Genomic DNA, 22,349 nt, shown 5'->3' on the forward strand with positions numbered 1-22,349 from the left:
TCTTATTCCATGGCATCTTATTTTGCAGCCATTTGCTCCATTTCTTCAATGAGCGATTCCAGAAGGCTCATGCCTTCCTCGATTGGAGTAGGCGTGGACATGTCTACTCCAGCTTTCTTCAAAATGTTGATGGAGTAGTCGCTGCCACCACTCTTCAGGAAGCCCAAGTAGCGTTCAACGGCCGGCTGGCCATCATCCAGTATTTGCTTGGCAAAGCTTTGTGCGGCAGAGAAGCCTGTCGCGTATTTGTACACATAGAAGCTAGTATAGAAGTGTGGAATGCGTGCCCATTCCATTTCGATATCTTTGTCGACGACCATGTCGTCTCCGTAATATTTTTTGTTCAGATCATAGTACACTTCGCACAGCAGCTGTGGAGTCAATGCTTCGCCTTTCTCGGCGCGCTCGTGAATGATCATCTCGAACTCCGCGAACATCGTCTGACGGAACACCGTTGTACGGAATTGGTCGATGTAATAGGCGAGCAGATACATCTTCTCTTTCTTATCGTTCGTCTTCTTCAGCATATAATCCATAAGCAGCGCCTCGTTCAATGTCGACGCCACTTCTGCCAAGAAAATCGTATATTGCGCATCACGATACGGCAGGTTGTTATCGGAATGATACGAATGCAGCGCGTGACCCATTTCGTGGGTCAACGTGAACATGCTGTTCAAGTTATCCTTGTGATTCAGCAGCACGTAAGGATGCGTGCCATATGCGCCCCAGCTGTAAGCCCCTGTACGCTTTCCTTCGTTCTCGTACACATCGATCCAGCCATTATTGAAGCCTTCTTGCAGCGCCTCTAAATATTTCTCGCCAAGCGGCTTTAAGCTCTCTTTGACGGTTGCTTTTGCTTCGTCGAACGTGATGTTCATGTCGAACTCATCCACGACAGGAGCGAACAAATCGTACATATGCAGCTCATCAACATTCAGGAGCTGCTTGCGGAGCTTCATGTAGCGATGCATTAGCGGCAAGTGCTTATGAATCGTATTAATCAGGTTCGTATATACTTCCTTCGGAATGTTATCTCCGTAAAGGTACATTTCGAGTGTTGAAGGATATTTGCGTGCACGCGCGTAGAACAGATTCTTCGTCACGTTGGCATTCAGTGTCGCGGCAATCGTGTTGCGTTGGCCACGGTACGTGCCGTATACGGCTTCGAATGCTGCTTTGCGCACGTCGGCGTTGCGGCTTTCGAGAAATTGAATGTAACGTCCGTGCGTCAACTCTACTTCTTCGCCTTTTTCATTTTTGATCTTCGGAAACTTCATATCCGCATTGTTCAGCATGCTGTAGATGCTTTCAGGCGCTTTCGACATGCTTCCGACTTGAGCAAGCAACGCTTCCTCTTGCTTCGACAGCACATGGGCCTTCTGGCGCTTCATTTCTGTCAACGTAAAGCGGTAGCTTGCAAGCGCAGGATCCGCAATCAGCTTATCGAGCTGCTCATCAGAGAGAGCTAGAATCTCCGGAGTCATAAAGGAGAGCGCTTCTCCTACTGTAACTGTCAGTTGCTTCGACTTCTCGGACAGCGATTGATATTGTGGTTCAGCAGTATCTTCGTGATGGCGCATATTGGCATATACGTATAAGCGTTCAGTATGTAAGGAAATATCATCTTCCAGTTCGAAGCAAGCGCTCAACGTCTTAGCGTCGCTTAGCTTGCCATGGTATTGCTTCATCTTCTCCAACAATTGAAGCACGAGCTCGTACTCTCGCTCCCATTCTGCCTTGGAGCCGAATAGATCCTCCAGCTTCCAACGGTCCTCTTGCGGTACTTCCGAGCGTTTCATAACTTGTTGCATATGTACCCTCCTCATGAAATGTTCTTGAAATCGCGGTTGCCAAGCTGAATCGGCTGCTTGAGCCGGCAATGCTGGAGCAGGGATTAGCGTGACACCTAATAAAGATCCTACGACGAGTAAGATTATAGCGCGGCGCTGTGCGGTCATATCTATCCTCCTGTCGTTCAGGCTGAGACTTGAATCTGAAGGCTAGTATGACCGAAGTGCCGTAAAACTATTGAAAGAGGTTGTTCAAAAAGCTCCCTTATTGATCACGTAGCATCCCAAGATATGATTCGACATCGAATCTTGTCTTAGGTACCCAGCGTGACAAGCGAGTACACAATCAGGAAAAAAGCGAATGCGATTAAGAGAAGCGCCAGAAGAGCCATCGGGCGGCGCATCGGAGCAGGCACGGTTTCTTTTTTCCATATCAGGACGGCTCCGAGTGAGAAAGCCAAAATAATGAAGATTAGGTTCGTTGACGAATTCATGGATTACCTGCCTTTACACTTGCTTGAAAGCGTCCATAATCTGATTCCATTCTTCTTCCTTGCCGACATAGTCTTCTTTGGGGAAGCGCTGCTTGGCCCAATGCATAAGTGCCGGGCGGCTTAGAAAGTTATGGCATTCTTCGCCCCATTGGTCTGATATTTCTCGCAATATGATATAGCGGCCCTGCACTTCAACCGTCATCATATTCCAATTGTCCGTCTTGTAAATGACATGCTTTTTTATCATATAAAAAACCCCGTTTCCATGGTGCAGGACACCGTGAATCTTGCGTACTGTCTCACTGAGACAGTCTTATCGATCATGATAACCCAGCCCATACTTGAAATCAAATAATTGTTCAATAAAAAAAGTTGCGTTCTCAAATGTCCTCAATTATAATGTAAATATTCGCCTGTAAGGGTGGATTATGTGAGGAGGTTTTGATCTTGAAAGGTATTGTAAAATGGTTTAACGCAGAGAAAGGCTACGGATTTATTCAAGTGGAGAACGGTGAAGATGTATTCGTTCATTATTCCGCAATCCAAGGCGACGGATTCAAAGCTTTGGACGAAGGTCAAGAGGTTGAATTCGAAATTACCCAAGGAAACCGTGGTCCACAAGCTGCTAATGTCATTAAATTATAATGAGATTACCCGGCTAGGGGATCGTCATCTATAAATAGTGTACAATAGCAAAGCCAAGCAGCCTTGTTCCGTTCATTCGGCGAGGCTGCTTTTTTGCTGTTTATTTTCAGAAGCACAGTGAGGCGCGGTCAACCGGGCCTCACTGTGCTTCTGATGATGTCTCAGCTACTCAGCCGCTGGACATGTCTGGCGAGCCAGTTGCCCCGGTGACACGCCGTCCCGGCTGAAAGGGACAAGACGAACCTTGAATGATGTCGGTTCGCACTTCAGCTCGTGCTGCGGCAGTGCTTTCGGACCGCAGCTGTTGCTGCCAAGCCCATGCTGCGCCTTATCGAGATGCACGATGATCTCATTTCTTGGCAGCAGGTCCGCATGATGCGCGGCACGCTCAAGGTCTTGTACGGCGTAACGATGCGCACTGAAGTCGAACAGTGTGTCGCTATGGGCCAGCAGGCCAAACCCGCGTTGATTCGTGAAGGCAACCCAGCGTGTATCCGTACGGTTCCCGTTCTCTTGCGGCTTCTCGTAGGCGACCATCAAATCATCCACATTCGCATCGTACCAGCCTATGGCAGCAGCCTGCTTGCTGTCAATGTAGCTCTCGCCGGGACCGCGTCCATACCACGAGCAGTGACCCAACGTGTGCGGAAGGCTAAGTTCATAGCCAAAGCGCGGCAGCACATCTGGATGCTCGCCTTCTGGTACAGCACTAACCTGTAAAGTAAGCGAGCCGTCATGATGTATCGTAATCCGGTGATGGCAGCGAATTCCCCATTTGACAGTCGGGGCACTCATCCGAATGTTGACATTCAAATGAATCAATCCTTGTACTGCTTCCGATGAATTGACTTGAATGGATTCAAGCCGTTCTGTCATCTGGTGCAAGCCGAAGCGGCGCCAATCCTTGACTGTATAGCGATCGTTATCAATGACTGCACGCCATAATTGGATGTGAGGGCTTCCCGCCAGAAGATCGATGCCTTGCGATTGCCATGTCACGATGGCGCCATTGCGGCGATCGATGCGAATCGTAAAATCGCGGCCTAACACGACGAATATATTTCCGGCCTCTTGCACTTCGAGCGGCGCTATGACACTGAACGCGGTGGAGGAGGGAGCTGCATCAATGGCAGCATCGGCTTCGGTCATGCCGTTCTCCACGCTGCTCTTACCGCTGCATGGTTCGATCTGGAACTGGGCCCAAGCCAACTCATGTCCGGACTGCGCCCAATCTTCGCTGCGGCACGTGCGGAACGACAGCCGCAGCCATACGTCTTTGCCGTGTAATCGATGAGCGGAGCTGCCCAACACCTGCCATGCGTCCCACGTCCAAGGCTGGCTTTCGCGCGGCGCTACATCCGGCACATCGAACGGGCCTCTTGCGACAACTGCTCCGTCTGCCACAATCGTATACACTCCGGCAAGCGCAGAGAGCGGGATGAAGTCGAATCGGTTCTCGATCACAAATTGCCCTAAAGCGATATCTGATACGTAGACTTTCACCGGCTCAATCGCCTTCTTATATTCATGCAGTGCAGGCCATGGCTTGCGATCGCCATCGACCAAGCCGTTCAGGCAGAAGTTGCCGTCGTGCACCACTTCGCCAAATTCACCGCCGTACGCCATGAAGGAACGGCCGTCTTCCCGAATTTGCCGTATGCCTTGGTCCACCCAATCCCATACGAATGCTCCTTGCAGCTTTGGATACCGATAGAACATTTCGACATATTCAGTGAACCCGCCTGGACCGTTGCCCATGGCATGGGCGAATTCGCATAGGATGAACGGACGCTGGTCGCCATTCTGCGCAATGGTCTCCACTTCATTGACCGCCGTATACATTCTTGAGACGATGTCGAGGCCGAGTATATCCTCCCAGTCTCCTTCATAATGCACGACGCGGGTCGGATCGTATCCGTTTGCCCATTCCGCCATCGCGGCATGATTCGGACCGCAGCCTGATTCGTTGCCGAGCGACCACATGATGACGCTTGCAAAGTTTTTGTCCCGCATGACCATGCGCTGCATACGTTCGACATACGCTTGCCGCCAGCTTGGCTCATTGCTGAGCTGTGCCCAGTATCCGACAGGTTGGAACCCATGCGTCTCCAGATCGGCTTCGTCGATCACATAGAGCCCCGCCTGATCACAGAGCTCATAGAAGCGCGGATCGTTCGGATAGTGCGCTGTCCGGACCGCATTAATATTGAACGACTTCATAACGCGGATATCTTCCGACATCGTCGCCAACGGGACGGCCCGGCCGAGGTCAGGATGAAACTCGTGGCGGTTGACCCCTTTCAACATAATGGCTTTCCCGTTAACAAGCAGGTTCCCATCCGCTATCTTCACTTCACGGAATCCGACTCTCTGGGCGGTGATTTGCTGAATCTCGCCGTGTTCATCCCGAAGTTCGAGCAGCAGGTGATACAGATACGGAGTCTCGGCCGTCCATAGCTGCGGCGCTTCGATTTCAACAGCAAAGTTGACTGTGCTTGCAGTGCCAGCGGTAATGGCGGCAATGGGCGTTGACGACGCACGGGCGACAGGCTGCAGATCAGCATCCAGCAACGTAAGCAGCAGTTGGTTGTTGGCAGAAGACACCGCGCGATCATTGCGCAGGGAAGCATCTACCTCAAGCACGGCCCGCCGGTAATTGTCTGACAGCGGTGTCCGTACCGTAAAATCCCACAAGTGTGTGCCTGGAAAAGCAAGCAAGTACACATCGCGGAATATGCCGCTTAGCCACCACATATCCTGATCTTCCAAGTAGGTGCCGTCACACCATTGGTACACTTGTACGGCAATATGGTTTCTGCCCGGACGAACAAGCGCAGTAATATCGAATTCGGCGGAGATGCGGCTGCCTTGGCTATAACCGGCATGTTCACCGTTAACCCACACGTGGAATGCGCTGTCGACCCCTTCAAAGCGCAGGACGATCCGCTTGTCGGACCACTGCTCGTCTATCCAGAAGGTACGGCGGTAGGATCCGGTCGGGTTATGATCAGGCACATACGGCGGATCGACGGGAATCGGATACAGCACATTGGTATATTCCGGCTTGCCGTAGCCCTCCATCTGCCAATTCGAAGGCACCGGGATGCGTTCCCATGAGATGTCATCGTAATCGAGCTCGAAAAAGTGCTGCGGTGCGTCTTCCGGGCACTCTGCATAGTGGAACTTCCATTCGCCATTAAGCAGCTGAAAGCAAGGGGAAGCTCCGCGTTCATATGTGAGCGCTTCAGTCGCATTCTCATGCGGGATAAAGTAAGCACGGGGCTCCAAGCGATTCAGATGCAGCACAGTTTCGTCTTGCCAAATCGGTGCGGCCGAAGATGGTTGTGCAGGATGTGCGTTCGAATGAGAGGTAGTCATCTTCATCTTCCTTTCCTATGAACGTGTCATTTTAATAGATACGGGCACAGATATATAACGATTTGAACATGATTTTGCCTCTATTTATATGATAGGACGGGATTCTGATGCTTTTCAATCTAACGATTTTATAGTACATATAAGGATATGAAACAAATGCAATTGGAATGTTGACGGCGAAGGAAAGGGGTGATACCCATGGACAGCTTGCACTTCCCTATGCTTACCGACAAGGAGCGAACATTGCCGCTCATCGTCACTACGGTGGGGAGCTGGAGTCATCAGACCGAAATTGATCGGCCGCATGGCTATCCTGATTACCAATGGCTGCAATGCACTTCCGGCCGGGGAATATTCCGTTGGGAAGGGAACGAGGAGACAATTGAGATAAGTTCGGGGCAAGGCGTCCTCCTGTTTCCCGATGTTCCGCATGAATACAAGCCCATGGAAGAACCGTGGGGAATATATTGGTTCGGCTTTCAAGGTGCACTGGCGCAAGAACTGCTGTCTACGGTGAACATCCGCCAATCGTCGCATATGACGTTGAGATCGCCCGATATTACAATGGATCCGATCCGGCGCGCGCTTGCGCTGCTAAGCGATTCTGCTTACGGTCAAGGGACTGTATTATCTTCGCTCGCGTATGAGCTGGTAATGGCATGGGGGCGATGCGGTTGGGCGGATACCGGCAAAGCTGGACGACAGCCGAAGCAGGGGATCGAATCGCTAGCCCCTTTGTTAGACTGGATTCATGAACATTATATGAAGGAAGTGACGTTGCAGCAGATGGCGGATCGAATCAATATCTCTCCGCAGTATGTATGCACGTTATTTCGCCGCTCGATGGGGTTTCGCCCCCTTCAATATGTGAACCGGCTTCGTATCCGCAAATCAATGCAATTGTTAATGAGCCAGCCTGAACTGTCCGTCAGTGAAATCGGCAATGAGGTCGGATTTCAGCATGCCAGCTATTTTATTCAACGTTTCAAGCAGCAAGAAGGAATGACGCCCGCTCAATTCCGCCAGCTTCATGGAGGAATTGCGGCAAGGGAGGAATCGTTGGAGTGATGTCACTTCCCTTCTTTTTGACCGGAAAGCGGACCAAGTGAAGAACAACCAGTGGGTGATGGCGAGAATGCGGAGAAGCTGATGAAAATGATGGATTCTTTCGAAGATAATGACGATGTGCGGCAAGTTGTAATTATAGACAAGCCCCTCTGCTCTTTCCTGCTGGAAAGGACGAAGGGGCTTGTGTCGTGAGTGGGATAAGTTCCCGTACTCGCGCGTGTCCAAATGGGGCTTCTTTATTCGATAATACGTAAAATGTCTTCTACCGGCTTGCGGGGCAGCTTCGCTGGCGTGTCCGAAGGGTATCCGAGCGCAAGCACCATGTTAACCTGACGATCTTCAGGGATGTCCAGCAGATCCTTGATTTGTTGGTCAGCCAAGAGCACGGGACCGGTCATCGGACAGGTCGCCAAACCGCGGGCATGCGCTGCCAGCATGAAGTTCTGAATCGCCAAGCAACTGCTCTTGATGCCTTCCTCATCCCACACCGTGGATGGCACGAGCCCAATCGGATCGAAGATGCGCTCGCGGAATTTAGACGTATACGGGGACGCCAGACATATAATAAGCGCAGGCGCATTGGAAAAAGCGGTTGCGTACGGTCCGAACGATTTGACGAGCAATCGGGCTTCCTTCGCTAAGCCTTGGGCTTCAGCCTGCTTCGCGCGCGTATGCAGGGCATCCCATGTAAGCTGTTCAATCCGAGCGATCAATTCGGGCTTCAAGATCGCGATGAATTCCCATGTCTGAGAGTTCGTATCGCTCGGCGCATATCGCGCACAATCGATGAGCTCCCTTACATCTTCCACCGTTACCGGACGGTCCTCATAACGTCGCACGCTGCGGCGTTCGTGAATGACTTCTTTCATGATTTCATACGTTGTCATGTCTGATCCCTCCGCCGTGGTTGCCCTTAGGCAGCCTAAGCTATCGTAAAATGATGGTTTGTACAATTGCAGACTGTATATAATTAAGATTAAGACCTTGTACTAAGACCTACCATTATTATACGGCACGGATGGAAAATTGCAACGAAACCGTGTTGAGCTTGGAAGCTTGATTAATGTTCCCGTATCGAATTCATTCAACGTCTGCGTCGAATCGGCCAACGAGATCCCGTTTCTGCATAATGCGATTGAAGCGCAAGCATCATGAACCCGAGACAAGCGGCGAATGCGAATATCGCACCGACGTGATAGACGGTATCTTTGCCGTATGCTTCCAGCAGCACGCCGCCAAGCGTTCCGCTCAACAACCCGGCGATGCTCGACCAGACGATCGTATAGAGCGCTAGCCCTGTCGAACGGTATTCGTCCGGAATAATTCGGCTAATATAGCGTACGGCTACAAAATAAAATATGCCGAACGAAATGCTGTGCATTAACTGGGTGGAGACAATCCACACCGGGTTCTGCATATACGCAACGAGAAGCAATCGGATAGCGTAAGTTAATCCGGAGAAGGCAAGCAGCGGCAGCTCCTTGAATTTGTCCCCGAACGCATTTAATAGGAAGAAGATGGGGATTTCACTCAACGCAGAAAGCATCCATGCCCAGCCGATCAATGATTCATCTGCTCCTAATTGGGAGAGCGATAAGCCAAGAAATGCTTCGTTCAGACGATGCGCTATTGCAAGCAGCAGTACAAACAGAAAGAACAGCAAGACTTCCCGTTGTTTCAAAACAGCCCATAATCCTGAAAACTCCATTTTCTTCAACGTAGCGCGTTTATCGGTCAAGAAGAAGGCCAGCACAAGGGAAAGAATGCCTAACATTACGACGACCCATACGCTATAATGAGCGCCCACAGAACGCAGCACCATGCCGAAGATGATCGCTGATACGGCAAAGCCGATAGAACCGAAAACACGGATCCCGATGAAGCTCTTGCCTTGAGATTGGGCCGTAATAATTGCGAAGCTGTCGCTTAACGGGTAAATCGGAAAGTAAAAGAAGTAAAAGCAAATCAACATGGCAACAACCGCGCCAAAGGAGGTGAATTGGCTCAATACGACAGACAGCACAATTTGAGCTGCGAGCAGCACGATAAGCACTTTTTTTACGGTACCGAGCTTGTCGCTTGTTACGCCCCAGAACAGGTTGGATACAATGGATACGAGTGGCCCGATGGAATAGAGCATTCCAATCTGCATACTCGAAAAGCCAAGCGCTTTGTAGTACAGCGGAAAATAGGAAACGACTACCGAGGTCGTCATAAATATCGTAAATGTAAAAGCGCGCAGCCAATGCGCTTCATTATTTCTCTGCGCTGTGTGTAGCATTGTGAGCTCCTCCTATGCAGTCTTGACCAGCTGGTATGAAATGATGATTTCGTAAAAGTTCGTGATCAATAGGTGACTTTTTGAACAACCTCTAAAAAAGATTACGGTCTAGTATAGCATGCTTCTGGCAGGAGGTAAGCTTCTTTCCTTGAATAATAAGGGACAAGATTCATGTTATAATAAGTTTACTTATTTCTGTTGAGGTTATTTAGTTGTCATGAACGGCACGCTGATCCGTGTGAGCAGCGTGTGCGATGTCGTTTACTTTATCCATGGTCAATGATACATTACTGCTAAGTTGCTCTAACCTGGCATCGTTCAGGCACATCTTACCGACATATCCACGAATCGGGTCAGCGTCAGCTGGTCCTTCATTTTAAGAGAGAGGGTTGTCAGCATGGGGAGTTTTGTATTTGAACGGGACGGCCGGTTAGGCATACAAGTGCCGGTTCTGCATGTCGCTTGGGAATCGCTCCATTGGGATGAACGATCGGCTATTTTGGCAAAATGGGAAGAGATTCGAGGGTTGATACCGGATCGGATAAAAGCGCTGGAGCGGGATATCATAGGCAAGCAGAACGCTCTGTATGACGAGGAGCAATTCGAAGTCTCCTGCCGTCTCAATTCGGAGATTGCCGAGCTGGCCAGCATCATCAACGATTTGCATCTGTGGTACAACAGCCATCAAGAGATGGATGCCAAAATCCACCACTAATATAGAAGCCATCAGAAGGTTTGTGCAAACTGTCACTTCGTAATATAATAGTTGTGGCTAAAATGAGTGCATTCACAGTTAGACCGATGGAGAACGGAGGTTATCCTTGAACCAGCAAAGCCAACGTCGTACATCTGCTCCGAAAGAACCGATCGGGCTCATGTACCGCGTATATAAATACATACTGCCGGAAGTTCGTTCCGCATTGTCGGCATGGCAGAAGCGGGCGGAACTTATACCGAATGAGGAATTGCGCAAGCAGGCGCTGGCGAGCATTGCTAGCAAGCAATTTCACTGTGAAGGCGGTGCGGTGTATGCTGCAGCTCGGTTAGAGGTGCGTGATGTGTTAATTCCGCTCATTGTAGCATTTCAGACTATTAGCGATTATTTGGACAATTTATGTGATCGCAGCACCTCTATGGATCCGGATGATTTTCGATTGCTGCACCAGTCAATGCTGGATGCGGTTCAGCCGGAGGAGCCGCTTAAGGATTATTATGCGTTAAGAGAAGATAAGGACGATGGCGGCTACTTGCATGCGTTAGTGGAACAATGCCGTGCCAGTATTGCAAGATTGCCGGGATATTCAACCGCACAGTCAAGTATTGTGCGTCTCGTCGGGCTTTATACTGACCTGCAAGTCTATAAGCATATTCATCCAGACAAGCGGGAAGACGCGCTGCTCACGTGGTGGCAATCCTACGAGGCTGAATATCCAGAACTGGCATGGAATGAGTTCGCGGCGGCAACAGGGTCCACACTCGGTGTGTTTCAGTTGTTTTTAGCTGCGGCGGACGAGCATTTGACGAATCGAGAAGTGGAGCAAATTCGCGAGGCCTATTTTCCATACGTATGCGGATTGCATATTCTGCTTGATTACTTGATTGACCAAGAAGAAGACAGAGTCGGCGGGGATTTGAACTTCTGCAATTATTACGATGGGCAGGGCAAGGTAGTGGAGCGGATCGGCCATATTGCAGAAATTGCGACGGTGCGAATTAGTTCACTGCCGGAAGGACGCTTTCATCGTATGATCATCGAAGGGCTCCTTGCTCTATATTTATCCGACTCAAAAGTGAGAGAACAAGAAGAAGTGAAAAACGTATCCAAGCGATTAATGAGAAATAGTCCGTTGATGCGATTGTTTTTTTGGCTGAACAGCCGCTGGATACGTAAACATATGTATTGAGGATTAGAGGGAGGAAACAACATGACTGCTGTAAAAAAGATTGCCGTATTGACAAGCGGCGGAGACTCTCAAGGAATGAATGCTGCTATCCGTGCGGTGGTTCGCACGGCGCTGTACAATGGAATTGAAGTGTATGGAGTTCAACGCGGTTATCAAGGGCTTATCAATCAAGATATTCGCCCAATGGATATTCGCAGCGTCGGTGACATTATCCAACGCGGCGGAACGATATTGCAATCGGCACGCTGCCAAGAGTTCAGAACGGCGGAAGGCCAGCAAAAAGGCGCGGAAATTTTGCGTGCTCACGGCATCGACGGCCTTATCGTCATCGGTGGAGATGGTTCCTACCAAGGCGCTAACAAATTGAGCAAGCTCGGCATTAAGACAATGGGGCTGCCAGGTACGATTGATAATGATATTTCCTTCACGGACTACACAATCGGCTTCGATACAGCAGTTAGCGTTGTCGTCGATGCGGTCAACAAGCTTCGCGATACGATGAGCTCGCACGAACGCTCTTCCGTCGTGGAAGTGATGGGACGCCATTGCGGCGATATCGCGCTGTATGCTGGGCTGGCAAGCGGTGCGGAGTCGATTCTCGTGCCGGAAGTGGCATTCAGCATCGATGAAGTGGCGCAGCGCATGAAGGAGAACTTCGAATGCGGCAAACGCCACAGCATCGTCATTGTGGCCGAAGGTGTAGGTCGTGGAGAAGATGTCGCGCAAGGCATTATTGAACGCTGCCCGACTGTCGAACCGCGCGTAACGGTTCTCGGACATATTCAACGCGGCGGCGCGCCTACGGCGGTTGACCGCATTTTGGCAAGCCGTCTCGGCGACTTCGCGGTTCGCAAGCTGATGGAAGGCGAGTCTGGCAAAGGCTGCGGTATTATCAAAGGAGAGCTTGTGGCGACGGATATCGATTTGGTCGTCAACACGAAGAAGGAATTCAACATGGGGCTGTACGATCTGGCTACCCGCCTCTCTCAGTAAGTGGAGCGGGCTTGCCGGCAACTCGGACAAGCGCTGTGAGAGCCCGGCTGACTGCATGAATGCGGGTTGGCCGGGTTTTTGTTGTGTTGTTAAGTGGTAATGATTGGATTGTGTCCAATGATTTGGCGGTTTGGGCGCGATTGCATGTTAATCCATTGGAAATGATCCAGCAGAATCTTGCTTAAACGGCGCTGTACAGCGGGAATCCCGGTTTTGATTGGACGATTTCCAGCGGAAAGGCGATCTTGCCCTGAAACCCTGGCAGAAGACTGTATATTTTCCAATGGAACGAACGGTGACTGAAGTAAGAATCAAGGGACAAGGTATGCTGTTTGTCTGCTTTGCATCAAATGGTATGTTTCCCCCTATCATCCTTTGCTTCACTCTCCCAATGATTCAGATACTGCCAGAAAAACGTTGTATAGCAAGCTTAACCTCCGTGACTCCCACATTCTGTACCCGAAAGTAGTTAACATGGAGTGAAGAGAAGAGGAACATCGAGGGTGATAGTGGCCTTGCGCTGGAATGGTGCGCTCGATTTGTATGGTCTCTTTACACCATGATGGTGTACTAGCTCTGGAGTAAATGTCCTTACAGTTATGGTACTTGCTCTGAATGGTGTCTTGCACTGGAAGGTTTGACGGGCGGCAGAAGCCACTGGCAGGCTGGTTCATATCCAGAGGGGATGTCGCTTCCACGCAGTGAGATTCATGTTCCTGGGGAAGAGGCTGTATTGGGGATGCCTCAACTCAAAGGCGATCATCAGGGCTCTACGCGGACACCCCTCTACCTCCCCCTACCTCTAATTGTTTCATTTCAGCCTTAATAGGGTTGCTTGATAGCCCGGACTGCTACGAAGTTTTTGAATGCTGTGGAGTAATCTCCCCCTCATAGTAAAATGTTATCCCTTTAACAACAGCTTGTATTCTAAGTAAATTAGTTGTGTTATCAGCTTTTATGTTTCAACATTCCGAAACGGTTCTAACCGCAGCCCTCTTCACGCTCTCTCCCTTGCTCCTCATATTTGCAGCTTCTATTGTAATGTACGCCTTTTAATTTAAGCGGTTTGCTTTTGAACTCTCATTGCAAGGAGGTGATGCCGAGCGTCCAATCTCTGTTATTTCCTGTGCAGCCAGTTCGGCGGCAATTAGCCGACTTATGGTCTGTATTGGTGAACAAGTTATTTTACTTATAGAAGAGGAGGAATTGATGAATGCATTTGCAGATGGCTGTGGTGCGTAAGTTCACTACTATTGTGCTTGCTGTAATGATGTTGTTTACACCGTTTACGGCAATGGAGTCGGGAATCGTCAAAGCGGAGGAGGCCGCTGCAGGGGCGGGGTATAAGGTCGTTGGCTACTATCCTTCCTGGGGGGCATACGGCCGCAATTATCAAGTCAGCGATATGGACGTGTCCAAGGTGACGCACGTTAACTATGCGTTCGCGGATATTTGTTGGAATGGAATTCACGGCAACCCAGAGCCGACGGGACCGAATCCGCAAACGTGGACGTGTCAGGATGCGAATGGAACTATAAACGTTCCGAACGGCACTATCGTCCTGGGCGATCCGTGGATCGATGTTCAGAAGAGCTATCCCGGCGATACGTGGGATGAGCCAATACGGGGAAACATCAAGCAGTTGAACAAATTAAAGCTAACGAATCCCCACTTGAAAACGATCATTTCAGTTGGCGGCTGGTCATGGTCCAACCGTTTCTCCGATGTGGCGGCGAGTGCGGCTACGCGTGAGACTTTTGCTAACTCGGCCGTTGATTTCCTGCGAAAATATCAATTTGACGGAGTCGACCTTGATTGGGAATATCCGGTTGGCGGCGGTTTGAAGGGCAACAGCGCCCGTCCAGAGGACAAACACAATTATACGCTGCTGCTGCAGGCGATCCGCGATAAGCTGGATGCGGCCGGAGCGGTCGATGGCAAAACCTATTTGCTTACGATTGCATCCGGAGCGAGTCCGACATATGCCAACAACACGGAGCTTGGTGAAATCGCCAAAGTCGTCGACTGGATTAACATCATGACGTATGACTTCAACGGCGGCTGGCAAACCATCAGCGCGCATAATTCACCGCTCTACTACGATCCGGCCGCTGCGGCGGCAGGTATCCCGGCAGCAGCCGCGTTCAATATTGAAGCTGGCGTGCAGGGACATATCAATGCTGGCGTTCCAGCTGGGAAAATTGTGCTTGGAACCCCGTTCTACGGCCGCGGCTGGGGCGGATGCGCAAATGCGGGCAATGGGCAATATCAGCAATGTGCAGGTGCGCCAAATGTAGGGACATGGGAGAAGGGCGTCTTCGACTATAGCGACTTGGAGAGCAATTATATTAATCGTAACGGTTATACACGCTATTGGAACGACGTTGCCAAAGTCCCTTATTTGTACAATCCTTCGAATGGCATCTTCATTACGTATGATGACGTCGAATCGTTCGGACATAAAACGGCGTTCATCAAGTCGAAGCAGCTGGGCGGCGCCATGTTCTGGGATTACAGCAGCGATCGCAAAAAGGTGCTGCTGAACAAATTGACCAGCGATCTGCAAAGCGGAAACCCGGGTGGCGGCAACGACACGATACCACCAAGTGCGCCGACGAATGTAATCGTGACCGCAAAAACCGCTACGAGCGTGAGTCTGAGTTGGACGGCATCCACGGATAACGTCGGAGTTACGGGATATACGATAACTTACTCATCCGGCAGCAAGAATACACCGGGCACGACCGCAACCATTACTGGACTGACGTCTGGCACGGCGTATACGTTCACCATTACAGCAAGAGATGCGGCTGGCAACGTCTCGCCCGGAACGAGCATACAAGTGACGACCGATTCGGGTGGCGGAACGCCTTGCTCCGCTCCGAGCTGGGGGGAAAACACCGTCTATACGGGCGGGCAGCGCGTATCTTACAACGGGAAAATATATGAAGCCAAATGGTGGACCCAGGGCGATCGACCGGATCAAAGCGGCGAGTGGGGTGTATGGAAAGTAATCGGGGATTGCGCCGCTGCTGCCTCTGAAGTTGCTGTAGACGATACCGGGGGCGGCAATGTGCCGCCTGCGGCCATTGAACCGACTGAATCGGGATCGGCAGCGGAACAGCCTTCTGCTTCGCTTCCGGCAGACAAAAAAATAATCGTCGGCTATTGGCACAACTTCGACAACGGTTCTGGCTTCATCCGCCTGCGTGACGTGTCGCCCAATTTTGATGTCATCAACGTGGCGTTCGCAGAGCCGGCCAACGGGCCGAAAGGCGGCTCGATAGGCTTTACGCCTTACAAGTACACGGACTCCGATTTCAAGGCGGACGTGAAATACTTACAGAGCCAAGGAAAAAAAGTAATCATCTCGATTGGCGGGGCGAATGGTCAGGTGCAGTTGGAGACGGATCAGGCGCGCAATAACTTTGTCACATCGATGAAAAGCATTATTTCCACTTACGGCTTTGACGGGTTGGACATCGACTTCGAAGGCCACTCTCTCTATTTGAACCCGGGCGATACTGATTTCCGTCATCCGACGACTCCTGTCATTACAAATCTGATTGCCGCCGTGCGTGACTTGCATAGTCACTTCGGCGATTCGTTCATGGTGACGATGGCTCCGGAAACGTTCTTCGTGCAGGTAGGCTATAGCTTCTACGGCGGGAACGCAACTGGCGCAGATAATCGGGCGGGCGCTTATTTGCCGGTCATTGAGGGATTGCGCGACATATTGGATTGGGTGCAGGTGCAGCATTACAATTCGGGCTCTATTACGGCGCTCGATGATACGTATTATGCGATGGGCGATGCTGATTTTCATGTGGCGATGGTTGATATGGTGCTGACAGGATTCCCGGTGGCAAAAAAACAGGATCGTTTTTTTGCGCCGCTTCGACCGGATCAAGTAGTCATCGGACTCCCTGCGAATGTGAATTCAGGCGGCGGATTTACGCCGGTGTCCGAAGTCCATAAGGCGCTTGATTACGCTATGAAGGGACAATCGTACGGAGGACGCTACAAGCTGCGCAACGCAGCGGGGTATCCAGGGTTAAGAGGCTTGATGACCTGGTCCATCAACTGGGACCGCTTCAATAAGTCCGAATTTTCCGAAAAACACCGGGCGTATCTGGATGGAACGAAGCCAAACCCGCCAATTCCGCCGGCGCCAGGGCATCTGCGCGCTGCCAAGGTAACGGCGAACAGCGTGTCGCTTGAGTGGGACGCATCGACGAAAGCAGTGACCTACGAGGTGTACAACGGCGGAAGCTATTTGACGGCCGTCCAGCCGACACATCATGTCGTTGCAGAGTTAACTCCAGGCACGACATATACGTTTACGGTTAAAGCCAAGAATGCAGCAGGTCTTTTGTCGGATTCGAGCAATGCAGTGACGGTCACAACGGCGGCAGATGCTGACAACACGCCTCCAACCGCGCCCTCGCAATTGCAGGTGACGGGGAAATCATCGACAAGCGTGAGCTTGAGCTGGATTGCCTCCACCGATAACGTCGGGGTTGTTGCTTATACCGCAGCGTACGGCTCCAAAAGCGCAAAAGTGACCGTTCCATTTGCGGACATCACAGGGTTGAGTCCGAATACGGCGTATAACTTTACCGTCACGGCGCTGGATGCGGCAGGCAACGTATCGGAAGGCGCGTCCATCGAGGTGACGACGGATGAACAATCCGGATCGGGAGCTTGGTCAGCAGGAACCGCCTATCGATTGAATGATGAAGTGACCTACAACGGCACAGTGTATAAATGTGTGCAAAGTCATACCTCGCTGCAAGGCTGGGAGCCGCCGAACGTGCCGGCGCTGTGGAAGTTGAAATAGCAGCGCAGCGTAAGCAGGGCGGTCTGATGATACGCGGCCGTCTATAAAAGTCCATAACAAAGTCTCCGGTCCTGCTGATGGCAGCAGGTACTCCGGAGGCTTCTTGTCTTCACCGTTGCATGTGAATTATACTTTCATCTTATGTTGAAATACGATTACATTGAGGCAAATGCCAAGACGCACGAACAGAGCAACAACGGTATCGAGAACAAATAAAATAATTTGTTTGACCATTTACTTTTGCCGAGCTGAGCGGTGTATTCATGCAATTCAATCTTTTTCTGCTGATGCTGCTCCGATGTGCCTCCTGCGGCATTGAGGGCGTCATCCTGCTTGTCGGCCTGTCTTTTTCGGTACAGATGGTAGCTTAAAGTCTTGAAAAAACCGATATTTCTCACATAACTGAACAACGCAATAAACAAATAGATAAGTCCGCTAATAAAAAACGAATTCGAAAGATTTAGAATAATCGGGGCGTGGCTGTTATAAGCCGTATAAGCAACTGTAAACAAAACGGTAATGAGCAATAGACGTTTCATTTTCCGGCTCCTCTATCGGCACTTGGTTCTCGCTCTATCGATGATGTCACATCTTTAGATTGTCGTGGCGAATAAGCGCTTATTTTTTTGATACATTTCGAACACATTCGCCAAATAGATACAATATTCCTGCCAGACCTCATTTTTAGGAATATCCCCCTTTCGGCACACATATTTATATCTTGACTACTATTAGGGACTTTGATAGGATTTTAATAATTGCGTTCCAGATATTCCCTCAAGGGAATGCTTCATGTGGCTTGCAATGGTTTGTTTTCGACAGCTTTCTCACACTTCTCAGCTATTGACCTATCATCTCAACTAGACAATTAACATGATGGCTACAGATTGGCATCAACTGACGCATTTTGATGATTATTAACACCTTGTCAATTTATGCGGTTGTCCGTATGTTCATTTCCATTGTTACTCACACAAATTTACATAAAACAACAATATTATCAGGAGGGGATATTTATGAAGCAGCCAAAAAAACCGTTCTTGGTTATTTTGGCCATGATGATGGTGCTGACGTTTACCGGTTGCACCAGCGGAAATGGAAATAACGCCAACCAAGAAAGCAAGGAGGACAAGGATAAGGTTGTTACCGAACAAAAGCAGCCTTCGGACAAGCCTACCGTGGTAAGATTTTCGGGGATGTCCGCAGAGACGTTCAACCAACATACGAGTGAAAGCGCTGAAACGTCATTATTACTTGAATATATAAATGGGAATTTGTTAGATCTCATTTACGATGAGACTTCAGATAATATTAAATTCGTAAGCAATCACGCCACAGATTTGCCAGCGACCACTGACAACAAGGTGTGGACCTTTAAATTGAAAGAGGGCCTCAAGTGGACGGATGGCACGCCGATTACGGCGCGAGATTATGAATACTCGTATCAAATGCTGCTCGATCCGAAGCTGGCCAACCGAAATGCGTTTGTACTGTTTGACAACATCCCTGTTGTAAGCGCTAACAAGTATTTTAAAGGTGAAGCGAAGTGGGAAGAGGTCGGTATTAAAGCGAAAGATGATTTGACGCTAGAGATTGCTTTGGAGATAGAAATGCCGGAAATCGACGTTTACACAGTCTTTTCGCAAGGTGGCAGTACGTCTCCCGTTCATAAACAGCTGTATGAAGCGGGGATGAAGCCAGACCACAGCGAAACAACCTACGGGACCACGCTGGAGCAGGTTCCCTCAAGTGGCACGTATCGGTTAAGCGAGTGGGTTCGTGATCAATACCGCGTGTTTGAGAAAAATCAAGATGCACCGATGAGTGCGGTATATACACCTGACCGCATTGAAAGCAGAGTCGTCTCGGAGAGCTCCACCCGCATGCAGCTGTGGGAGAAGGGCGAAATCGAAAATGTCTCGATAAGCGGGGAGCAGTTTGATAAATATGGCGAGGATCCAAGGGTTGTATACACCGAAGCAAATGGCGTGTGGGGATTTTATGTAAATACCGAATCAAAGAAAAACCCGATTTTGGGAAATAACGATCTGCGCAAAGCGCTGTTTTACGGGATTGATCGCGACAAAATAGCGAAAGGTATTTTTAAAACTTTTAAATCGGCTCCGTACTATATTTCGACCATTTGCATGGTCGGTGACTATGCAGATGGACAGAGATACCGCGAAACGGAAGCGGCAAAAGCCAATATTCCGCCGGGAACCGGGTATGAGCCGGAACAGGCCAAACAATATTTCGAAAAGGCATACCAAGCGAATGGCAACAAAAAGATTACAATTGAGCTCACTTATTTCGACTCGCAGGAAACGATGAAGCGCACGGCGGAAGTGGCAGAAGAGCTGTACGAGAACTTGTTCGGTAAAGATAAGCTCGATATTACATTAAGAGCGATGCCGCCTTCGGCAGCCTATGATGCTTATCGGGATGGCAACTTCGAATTGGGAATCGGCTCTATTACGCAGAATCCGTTCAATCCATGGTCCAGCATGAAGGCGTGGAGAACAGACTTCCCGAACCGTTCGCATCGCTTTAGCAGCGCTGAATTCGATGAACTGCAGAAGCGAACGGTGACCGGTGATCTGCTGCTGAAGCCGGAGGAAAGATTAGACGCATTGGTGCAAATGGAAAAAATGCTGCTGGACTACGTTCCGCAAATTCCACTATTCCAAAATAACAACGCGGTACTGTTTCAAGATCGGATGGATCTGAAGGGGAAGGGGAAGTTTCTCCCGTCAATCGGATTTGCTCCGCTGCAAGTGAATATTTTGGAATAATGATGTCCAGAGACCTTGAGCGAGCTTCAGCCCGCGCAAGGTCTCCGAATTTGCGAAAAGGAGCTTCAGGCCCATGCTACGATACATATCGCAAAGATTGGTTGCCATGGCAATCACCTTATTTTTGATTATTAGCCTGCTTTTCTTTTTGATTCATTCCATGCCTGGCAGCATAGTGAACGATCCGATGCTGCCGATAGACATTAAGGAGCGCATTGAAGCGAAGTACCATTTGGATAAGCCGTTAGTCGTGCAGTATGTATATTTTTTAGGGGACTTCCTGACCTTTAATTTCGGTGATTCCATTAAGGTGCAGCCGAAGGTGCCTGTATTCGATATCATCAAGGATAAGCTCCCGATTACGATTCAGCTCAATATTTTAGCGCTTTTATTTACGCTGCCGATAGGGGTCATGTGCGGGATTATGGCGGCCTTGAAGAAGAATACCGCGACGGATCACGGGCTCAATATGATGGTTGTTTTGTTTATATCCGTACCCTCCTTCGTTATTGCGGCTTTGCTTCAGTATATCGTGGCGTTCAAGTGGGAGCTGGTTCCGATTTTGCTTTCAGCCGAACAGGCACTGACATGGACGAAATTCAAATCGATGATTTTGCCAATTCTAGCCCTGTCCTTCGGAGAAATCGCGATCGTTACTCGTTATTTGCGTGCCGAATTATGCGAAACGCTGAATTCAGATTATATGCTGTTGGCTAGGACGAAAGGGCTATCACAAATGCAGGCGACGCTGCGGCATGCGATCCGCAACTCTTTCATTCCATTGGCCAACATCTTTATACCGATGATTTTCTCGATTTTATCGGGTGCGATCGTCATTGAGAATATATTTAGCGTGCCGGGTCTCGGTTCCTTATCTATTAACGCTATCAATGCTTTGGATCATCCGCTTACGATTGCCGTCATGTTCTTTTATTCCGTAATCGCTCTGATCAGTATTTTAGTGGTCGACTTGTCTTACGGCATCATTGATCCACGGATCCGCATGGGAGGGAAGAAGTGATGAAATTGGAAACGGACAACAACAGGGAGCAGAACCCCTTTGAGTTTGTACAGCGTGAAAAGCAGCTTGCGGACGAGAAGTTCGAAGGGAAGGCCATCGGCTTCTTCAAAGACGCTATGCTGCGATTCCGGAAGAACAATGCGTCCTTCGTCGCCGCCTTCTTCATCGGATTGATTATTTTGATGGCAATTATCGCTCCGTTATTGAGCTCATTTTCGTATCGGGAGCAGCATATTGAATGGGCTTTGCTGCCGCCGCGCGTGCCGGGCATAGAGAAGATCGGAATTTGGGATGGCACGAAAGTGATGGACATTAAGAAGACAAGTCTGGATCAGAAATATAAAGGCAGTATCGTCAAAGTGATGGAAGAATACGACATGGATTACCGCGGCCGGAAAATACCGATGGTGAAAGCCAAAGTCGATATGTATGAATTAAAAGGGGCGAAAGATACTTATTTTTGGATGGGAACGGATGCCCTGGGACGGGATCAATGGACGCGTTTGTGGAAAGGAACGCGCATTTCCTTGTTGATCGGGTTCATGGCTGTAACGATAAACGTGCTGATTGGGGTCACATACGGTTCGATATCTGGATACTATGGCGGAACTGTTGACATGGTAATGCAGCGCATTATCGAAATTTTGAGCGGGGTTCCACCGCTGGTGTTAGTTATCCTATTCGTCATGTATTTGGGCGCGGGCATACTTCCCTTCATATTGGCGATGATTGTTACCGGATGGATAGGCATGAGCCGTATGATCAGGGCCCAGTTCTACAAATACAAAGGGCAGGAATATGTATTGGCATCCAGAACGATGGGGGCCAAAGATCGGTTGCTCATTTTCCGGCACATCTTGCCGAACGCCATTGGACCGATCATTACGCAAGCTACTTTTGCCGTACCGGGAGCCATCTTTATCGAATCATTTCTCTCTTATTTGGGATTAGGACTTGGCGCGCCTGAGCCTTCGATTGGGGTATTGTTGGCGGAAGGACAGAAGGTGCTGTTGGAGCATCCCCATTTGACGCTATTCCCGGCGATCGTCATCTCGATATTGATGCTGTCGTTTAACTTGTTCGGCAATGGCTTGCGAGATGCCTTCGATCCGACATTACGAGGCCAAGAATAAGAGCGGGGTG

Annotated in this window: 16 protein-coding genes; 9 read left to right on the plus strand and 7 right to left on the minus strand. The window is 49.7% G+C overall.

What is annotated here, in order from left to right:
* Positions 1–17: 17 nt before the first annotated feature.
* The 3 genes from pepF to A372_RS0128055 form a co-directional block, all read right to left on the minus strand.
* The gene (gene pepF / locus A372_RS0128045; protein WP_019424256.1) at positions 18–1,811 is read right to left on the minus strand and encodes an oligoendopeptidase F; all 1,794 of its coding nucleotides are present in this window, start codon (positions 1,809–1,811) and stop codon (positions 18–20) included.
* A 293-nt stretch (positions 1,812–2,104) separates the two neighbouring features.
* Complete coding sequence (locus A372_RS0128050; protein WP_019424257.1) at positions 2,105–2,284, minus strand: hypothetical protein; 180 nt, start codon at positions 2,282–2,284, stop codon at positions 2,105–2,107.
* A gap of 13 nt (positions 2,285–2,297) precedes the next feature.
* Complete coding sequence (locus A372_RS0128055) at positions 2,298–2,531, minus strand: hypothetical protein (RefSeq protein ID WP_019424258.1); 234 nt, start codon at positions 2,529–2,531, stop codon at positions 2,298–2,300.
* A gap of 200 nt (positions 2,532–2,731) precedes the next feature.
* On the opposite strand from A372_RS0128055, the gene A372_RS0128060 reads away from it, so the two are divergent.
* Entirely contained in the window at positions 2,732–2,929 is a 198-nt protein-coding gene (locus tag A372_RS0128060; protein ID WP_019424259.1) for a cold shock domain-containing protein, read from the plus strand.
* A 165-nt stretch (positions 2,930–3,094) separates the two neighbouring features.
* On the opposite strand, the gene A372_RS0128065 is transcribed toward A372_RS0128060, so the two are convergent.
* Positions 3,095–6,307: a glycoside hydrolase family 2 TIM barrel-domain containing protein gene (locus tag A372_RS0128065; protein WP_019424260.1), complete on the minus strand. Its 3,213-nt coding sequence runs from the start codon at positions 6,305–6,307 to the stop codon at positions 3,095–3,097.
* 198 nt (positions 6,308–6,505) lie between these two features.
* Here A372_RS0128065 and A372_RS0128070 point away from each other — a divergent pair, with 198 nt between their 5' ends.
* Positions 6,506–7,375, plus strand: coding sequence for an AraC family transcriptional regulator (locus A372_RS0128070; protein ID WP_019424261.1), 870 nt, complete (start codon positions 6,506–6,508; stop codon positions 7,373–7,375).
* Between the two features lie 236 nt (positions 7,376–7,611).
* Here the strand turns inward: A372_RS0128070 and A372_RS0128080 are convergent, their stop codons facing one another.
* Both A372_RS0128080 and A372_RS0128085 read right to left on the minus strand, forming a co-directional pair.
* Positions 7,612–8,262 carry a nitroreductase family protein gene (locus tag A372_RS0128080; RefSeq protein WP_019424263.1) on the minus strand — a complete coding sequence of 217 codons (651 nt, stop codon included), beginning with the start codon at positions 8,260–8,262 and terminating at the stop codon, positions 7,612–7,614.
* Positions 8,263–8,459: 197 nt separating this feature from the next.
* Positions 8,460–9,656: an MFS transporter gene (locus A372_RS0128085; protein WP_019424264.1), complete on the minus strand. Its 1,197-nt coding sequence runs from the start codon at positions 9,654–9,656 to the stop codon at positions 8,460–8,462.
* A 397-nt stretch (positions 9,657–10,053) separates the two neighbouring features.
* On the opposite strand from A372_RS0128085, the gene A372_RS0128090 reads away from it, so the two are divergent.
* The 4 genes from A372_RS0128090 (at position 10,054) to A372_RS0128105 (ending at position 17,393) form a co-directional block, all read left to right on the plus strand.
* Complete coding sequence (locus tag A372_RS0128090; protein ID WP_019424265.1) at positions 10,054–10,371, plus strand: hypothetical protein; 318 nt, start codon at positions 10,054–10,056, stop codon at positions 10,369–10,371.
* A gap of 106 nt (positions 10,372–10,477) precedes the next feature.
* Positions 10,478–11,560, plus strand: a complete 1,083-nt coding sequence (locus tag A372_RS0128095; RefSeq protein ID WP_019424266.1) for a tetraprenyl-beta-curcumene synthase family protein — start codon at positions 10,478–10,480, stop codon at positions 11,558–11,560.
* 21 nt (positions 11,561–11,581) lie between these two features.
* On the plus strand, positions 11,582–12,553 hold the full coding sequence (gene pfkA, locus A372_RS0128100; RefSeq protein ID WP_019424267.1) for a 6-phosphofructokinase: 972 nt from the start codon (positions 11,582–11,584) through the stop codon (positions 12,551–12,553).
* Between the two features lie 1,213 nt (positions 12,554–13,766).
* Positions 13,767–17,393, plus strand: coding sequence for a glycosyl hydrolase family 18 protein (locus A372_RS0128105; RefSeq protein ID WP_019424268.1), 3,627 nt, complete (start codon positions 13,767–13,769; stop codon positions 17,391–17,393).
* Between the two features lie 155 nt (positions 17,394–17,548).
* Here the strand turns inward: A372_RS0128105 and A372_RS0128110 are convergent, their stop codons facing one another.
* Positions 17,549–17,932: a DUF3899 domain-containing protein gene (locus A372_RS0128110; RefSeq protein ID WP_019424269.1), complete on the minus strand. Its 384-nt coding sequence runs from the start codon at positions 17,930–17,932 to the stop codon at positions 17,549–17,551.
* Positions 17,933–18,409: 477 nt separating this feature from the next.
* On the opposite strand from A372_RS0128110, the gene A372_RS0128115 reads away from it, so the two are divergent.
* The 3 genes from A372_RS0128115 to A372_RS0128125 all read left to right on the plus strand — a co-directional run bounded on the left by A372_RS0128115 (position 18,410) and on the right by A372_RS0128125 (position 22,339).
* Complete coding sequence (locus A372_RS0128115) at positions 18,410–20,185, plus strand: peptide ABC transporter substrate-binding protein (protein ID WP_019424270.1); 1,776 nt, start codon at positions 18,410–18,412, stop codon at positions 20,183–20,185.
* Between the two features lie 73 nt (positions 20,186–20,258).
* Positions 20,259–21,206, plus strand: coding sequence for an ABC transporter permease (locus A372_RS0128120; RefSeq protein ID WP_019424271.1), 948 nt, complete (start codon positions 20,259–20,261; stop codon positions 21,204–21,206).
* The gene (locus A372_RS0128125; RefSeq protein WP_019424272.1) at positions 21,206–22,339 is read left to right on the plus strand and encodes an ABC transporter permease; all 1,134 of its coding nucleotides are present in this window, start codon (positions 21,206–21,208) and stop codon (positions 22,337–22,339) included. Before A372_RS0128120 ends, A372_RS0128125 begins: the two co-directional genes overlap by 1 nt.
* Positions 22,340–22,349: the final 10 nt, after the last annotated feature.

The organism is Paenibacillus sp. OSY-SE, assembly GCF_000283315.1.
Lineage (GTDB): Bacteria > Bacillota > Bacilli > Paenibacillales > Paenibacillaceae > Paenibacillus_B > Paenibacillus_B profundus.

Excerpts from the sequence above, each read along its gene's own strand:
- pepF (WP_019424256.1), bottom strand. The coding sequence starts at position 1,811 with ATGCAACAAGTTATGAAACGCTCGGAAGTACCGCAAGAGGACCGTTGG.
- A372_RS0128050 (WP_019424257.1), bottom strand. The coding sequence starts at position 2,284 with ATGAATTCGTCAACGAACCTAATCTTCATTATTTTGGCTTTCTCACTC.
- A372_RS0128055 (WP_019424258.1), bottom strand. The coding sequence starts at position 2,531 with ATGATAAAAAAGCATGTCATTTACAAGACGGACAATTGGAATATGATG.
- A372_RS0128065 (WP_019424260.1), bottom strand. The coding sequence starts at position 6,307 with ATGACTACCTCTCATTCGAACGCACATCCTGCACAACCATCTTCGGCC.
- A372_RS0128070 (WP_019424261.1), top strand. The coding sequence starts at position 6,506 with ATGGACAGCTTGCACTTCCCTATGCTTACCGACAAGGAGCGAACATTG.
- A372_RS0128080 (WP_019424263.1), bottom strand. The coding sequence starts at position 8,262 with ATGACAACGTATGAAATCATGAAAGAAGTCATTCACGAACGCCGCAGC.
- A372_RS0128085 (WP_019424264.1), bottom strand. The coding sequence starts at position 9,656 with ATGCTACACACAGCGCAGAGAAATAATGAAGCGCATTGGCTGCGCGCT.
- A372_RS0128090 (WP_019424265.1), top strand. The coding sequence starts at position 10,054 with ATGGGGAGTTTTGTATTTGAACGGGACGGCCGGTTAGGCATACAAGTG.
- pfkA (WP_019424267.1), top strand. The coding sequence starts at position 11,582 with ATGACTGCTGTAAAAAAGATTGCCGTATTGACAAGCGGCGGAGACTCT.
- A372_RS0128105 (WP_019424268.1), top strand. The coding sequence starts at position 13,767 with ATGCATTTGCAGATGGCTGTGGTGCGTAAGTTCACTACTATTGTGCTT.
- A372_RS0128110 (WP_019424269.1), bottom strand. The coding sequence starts at position 17,932 with ATGAAACGTCTATTGCTCATTACCGTTTTGTTTACAGTTGCTTATACG.
- A372_RS0128115 (WP_019424270.1), top strand. The coding sequence starts at position 18,410 with ATGAAGCAGCCAAAAAAACCGTTCTTGGTTATTTTGGCCATGATGATG.
- A372_RS0128120 (WP_019424271.1), top strand. The coding sequence starts at position 20,259 with ATGCTACGATACATATCGCAAAGATTGGTTGCCATGGCAATCACCTTA.
- A372_RS0128125 (WP_019424272.1), top strand. The coding sequence starts at position 21,206 with ATGAAATTGGAAACGGACAACAACAGGGAGCAGAACCCCTTTGAGTTT.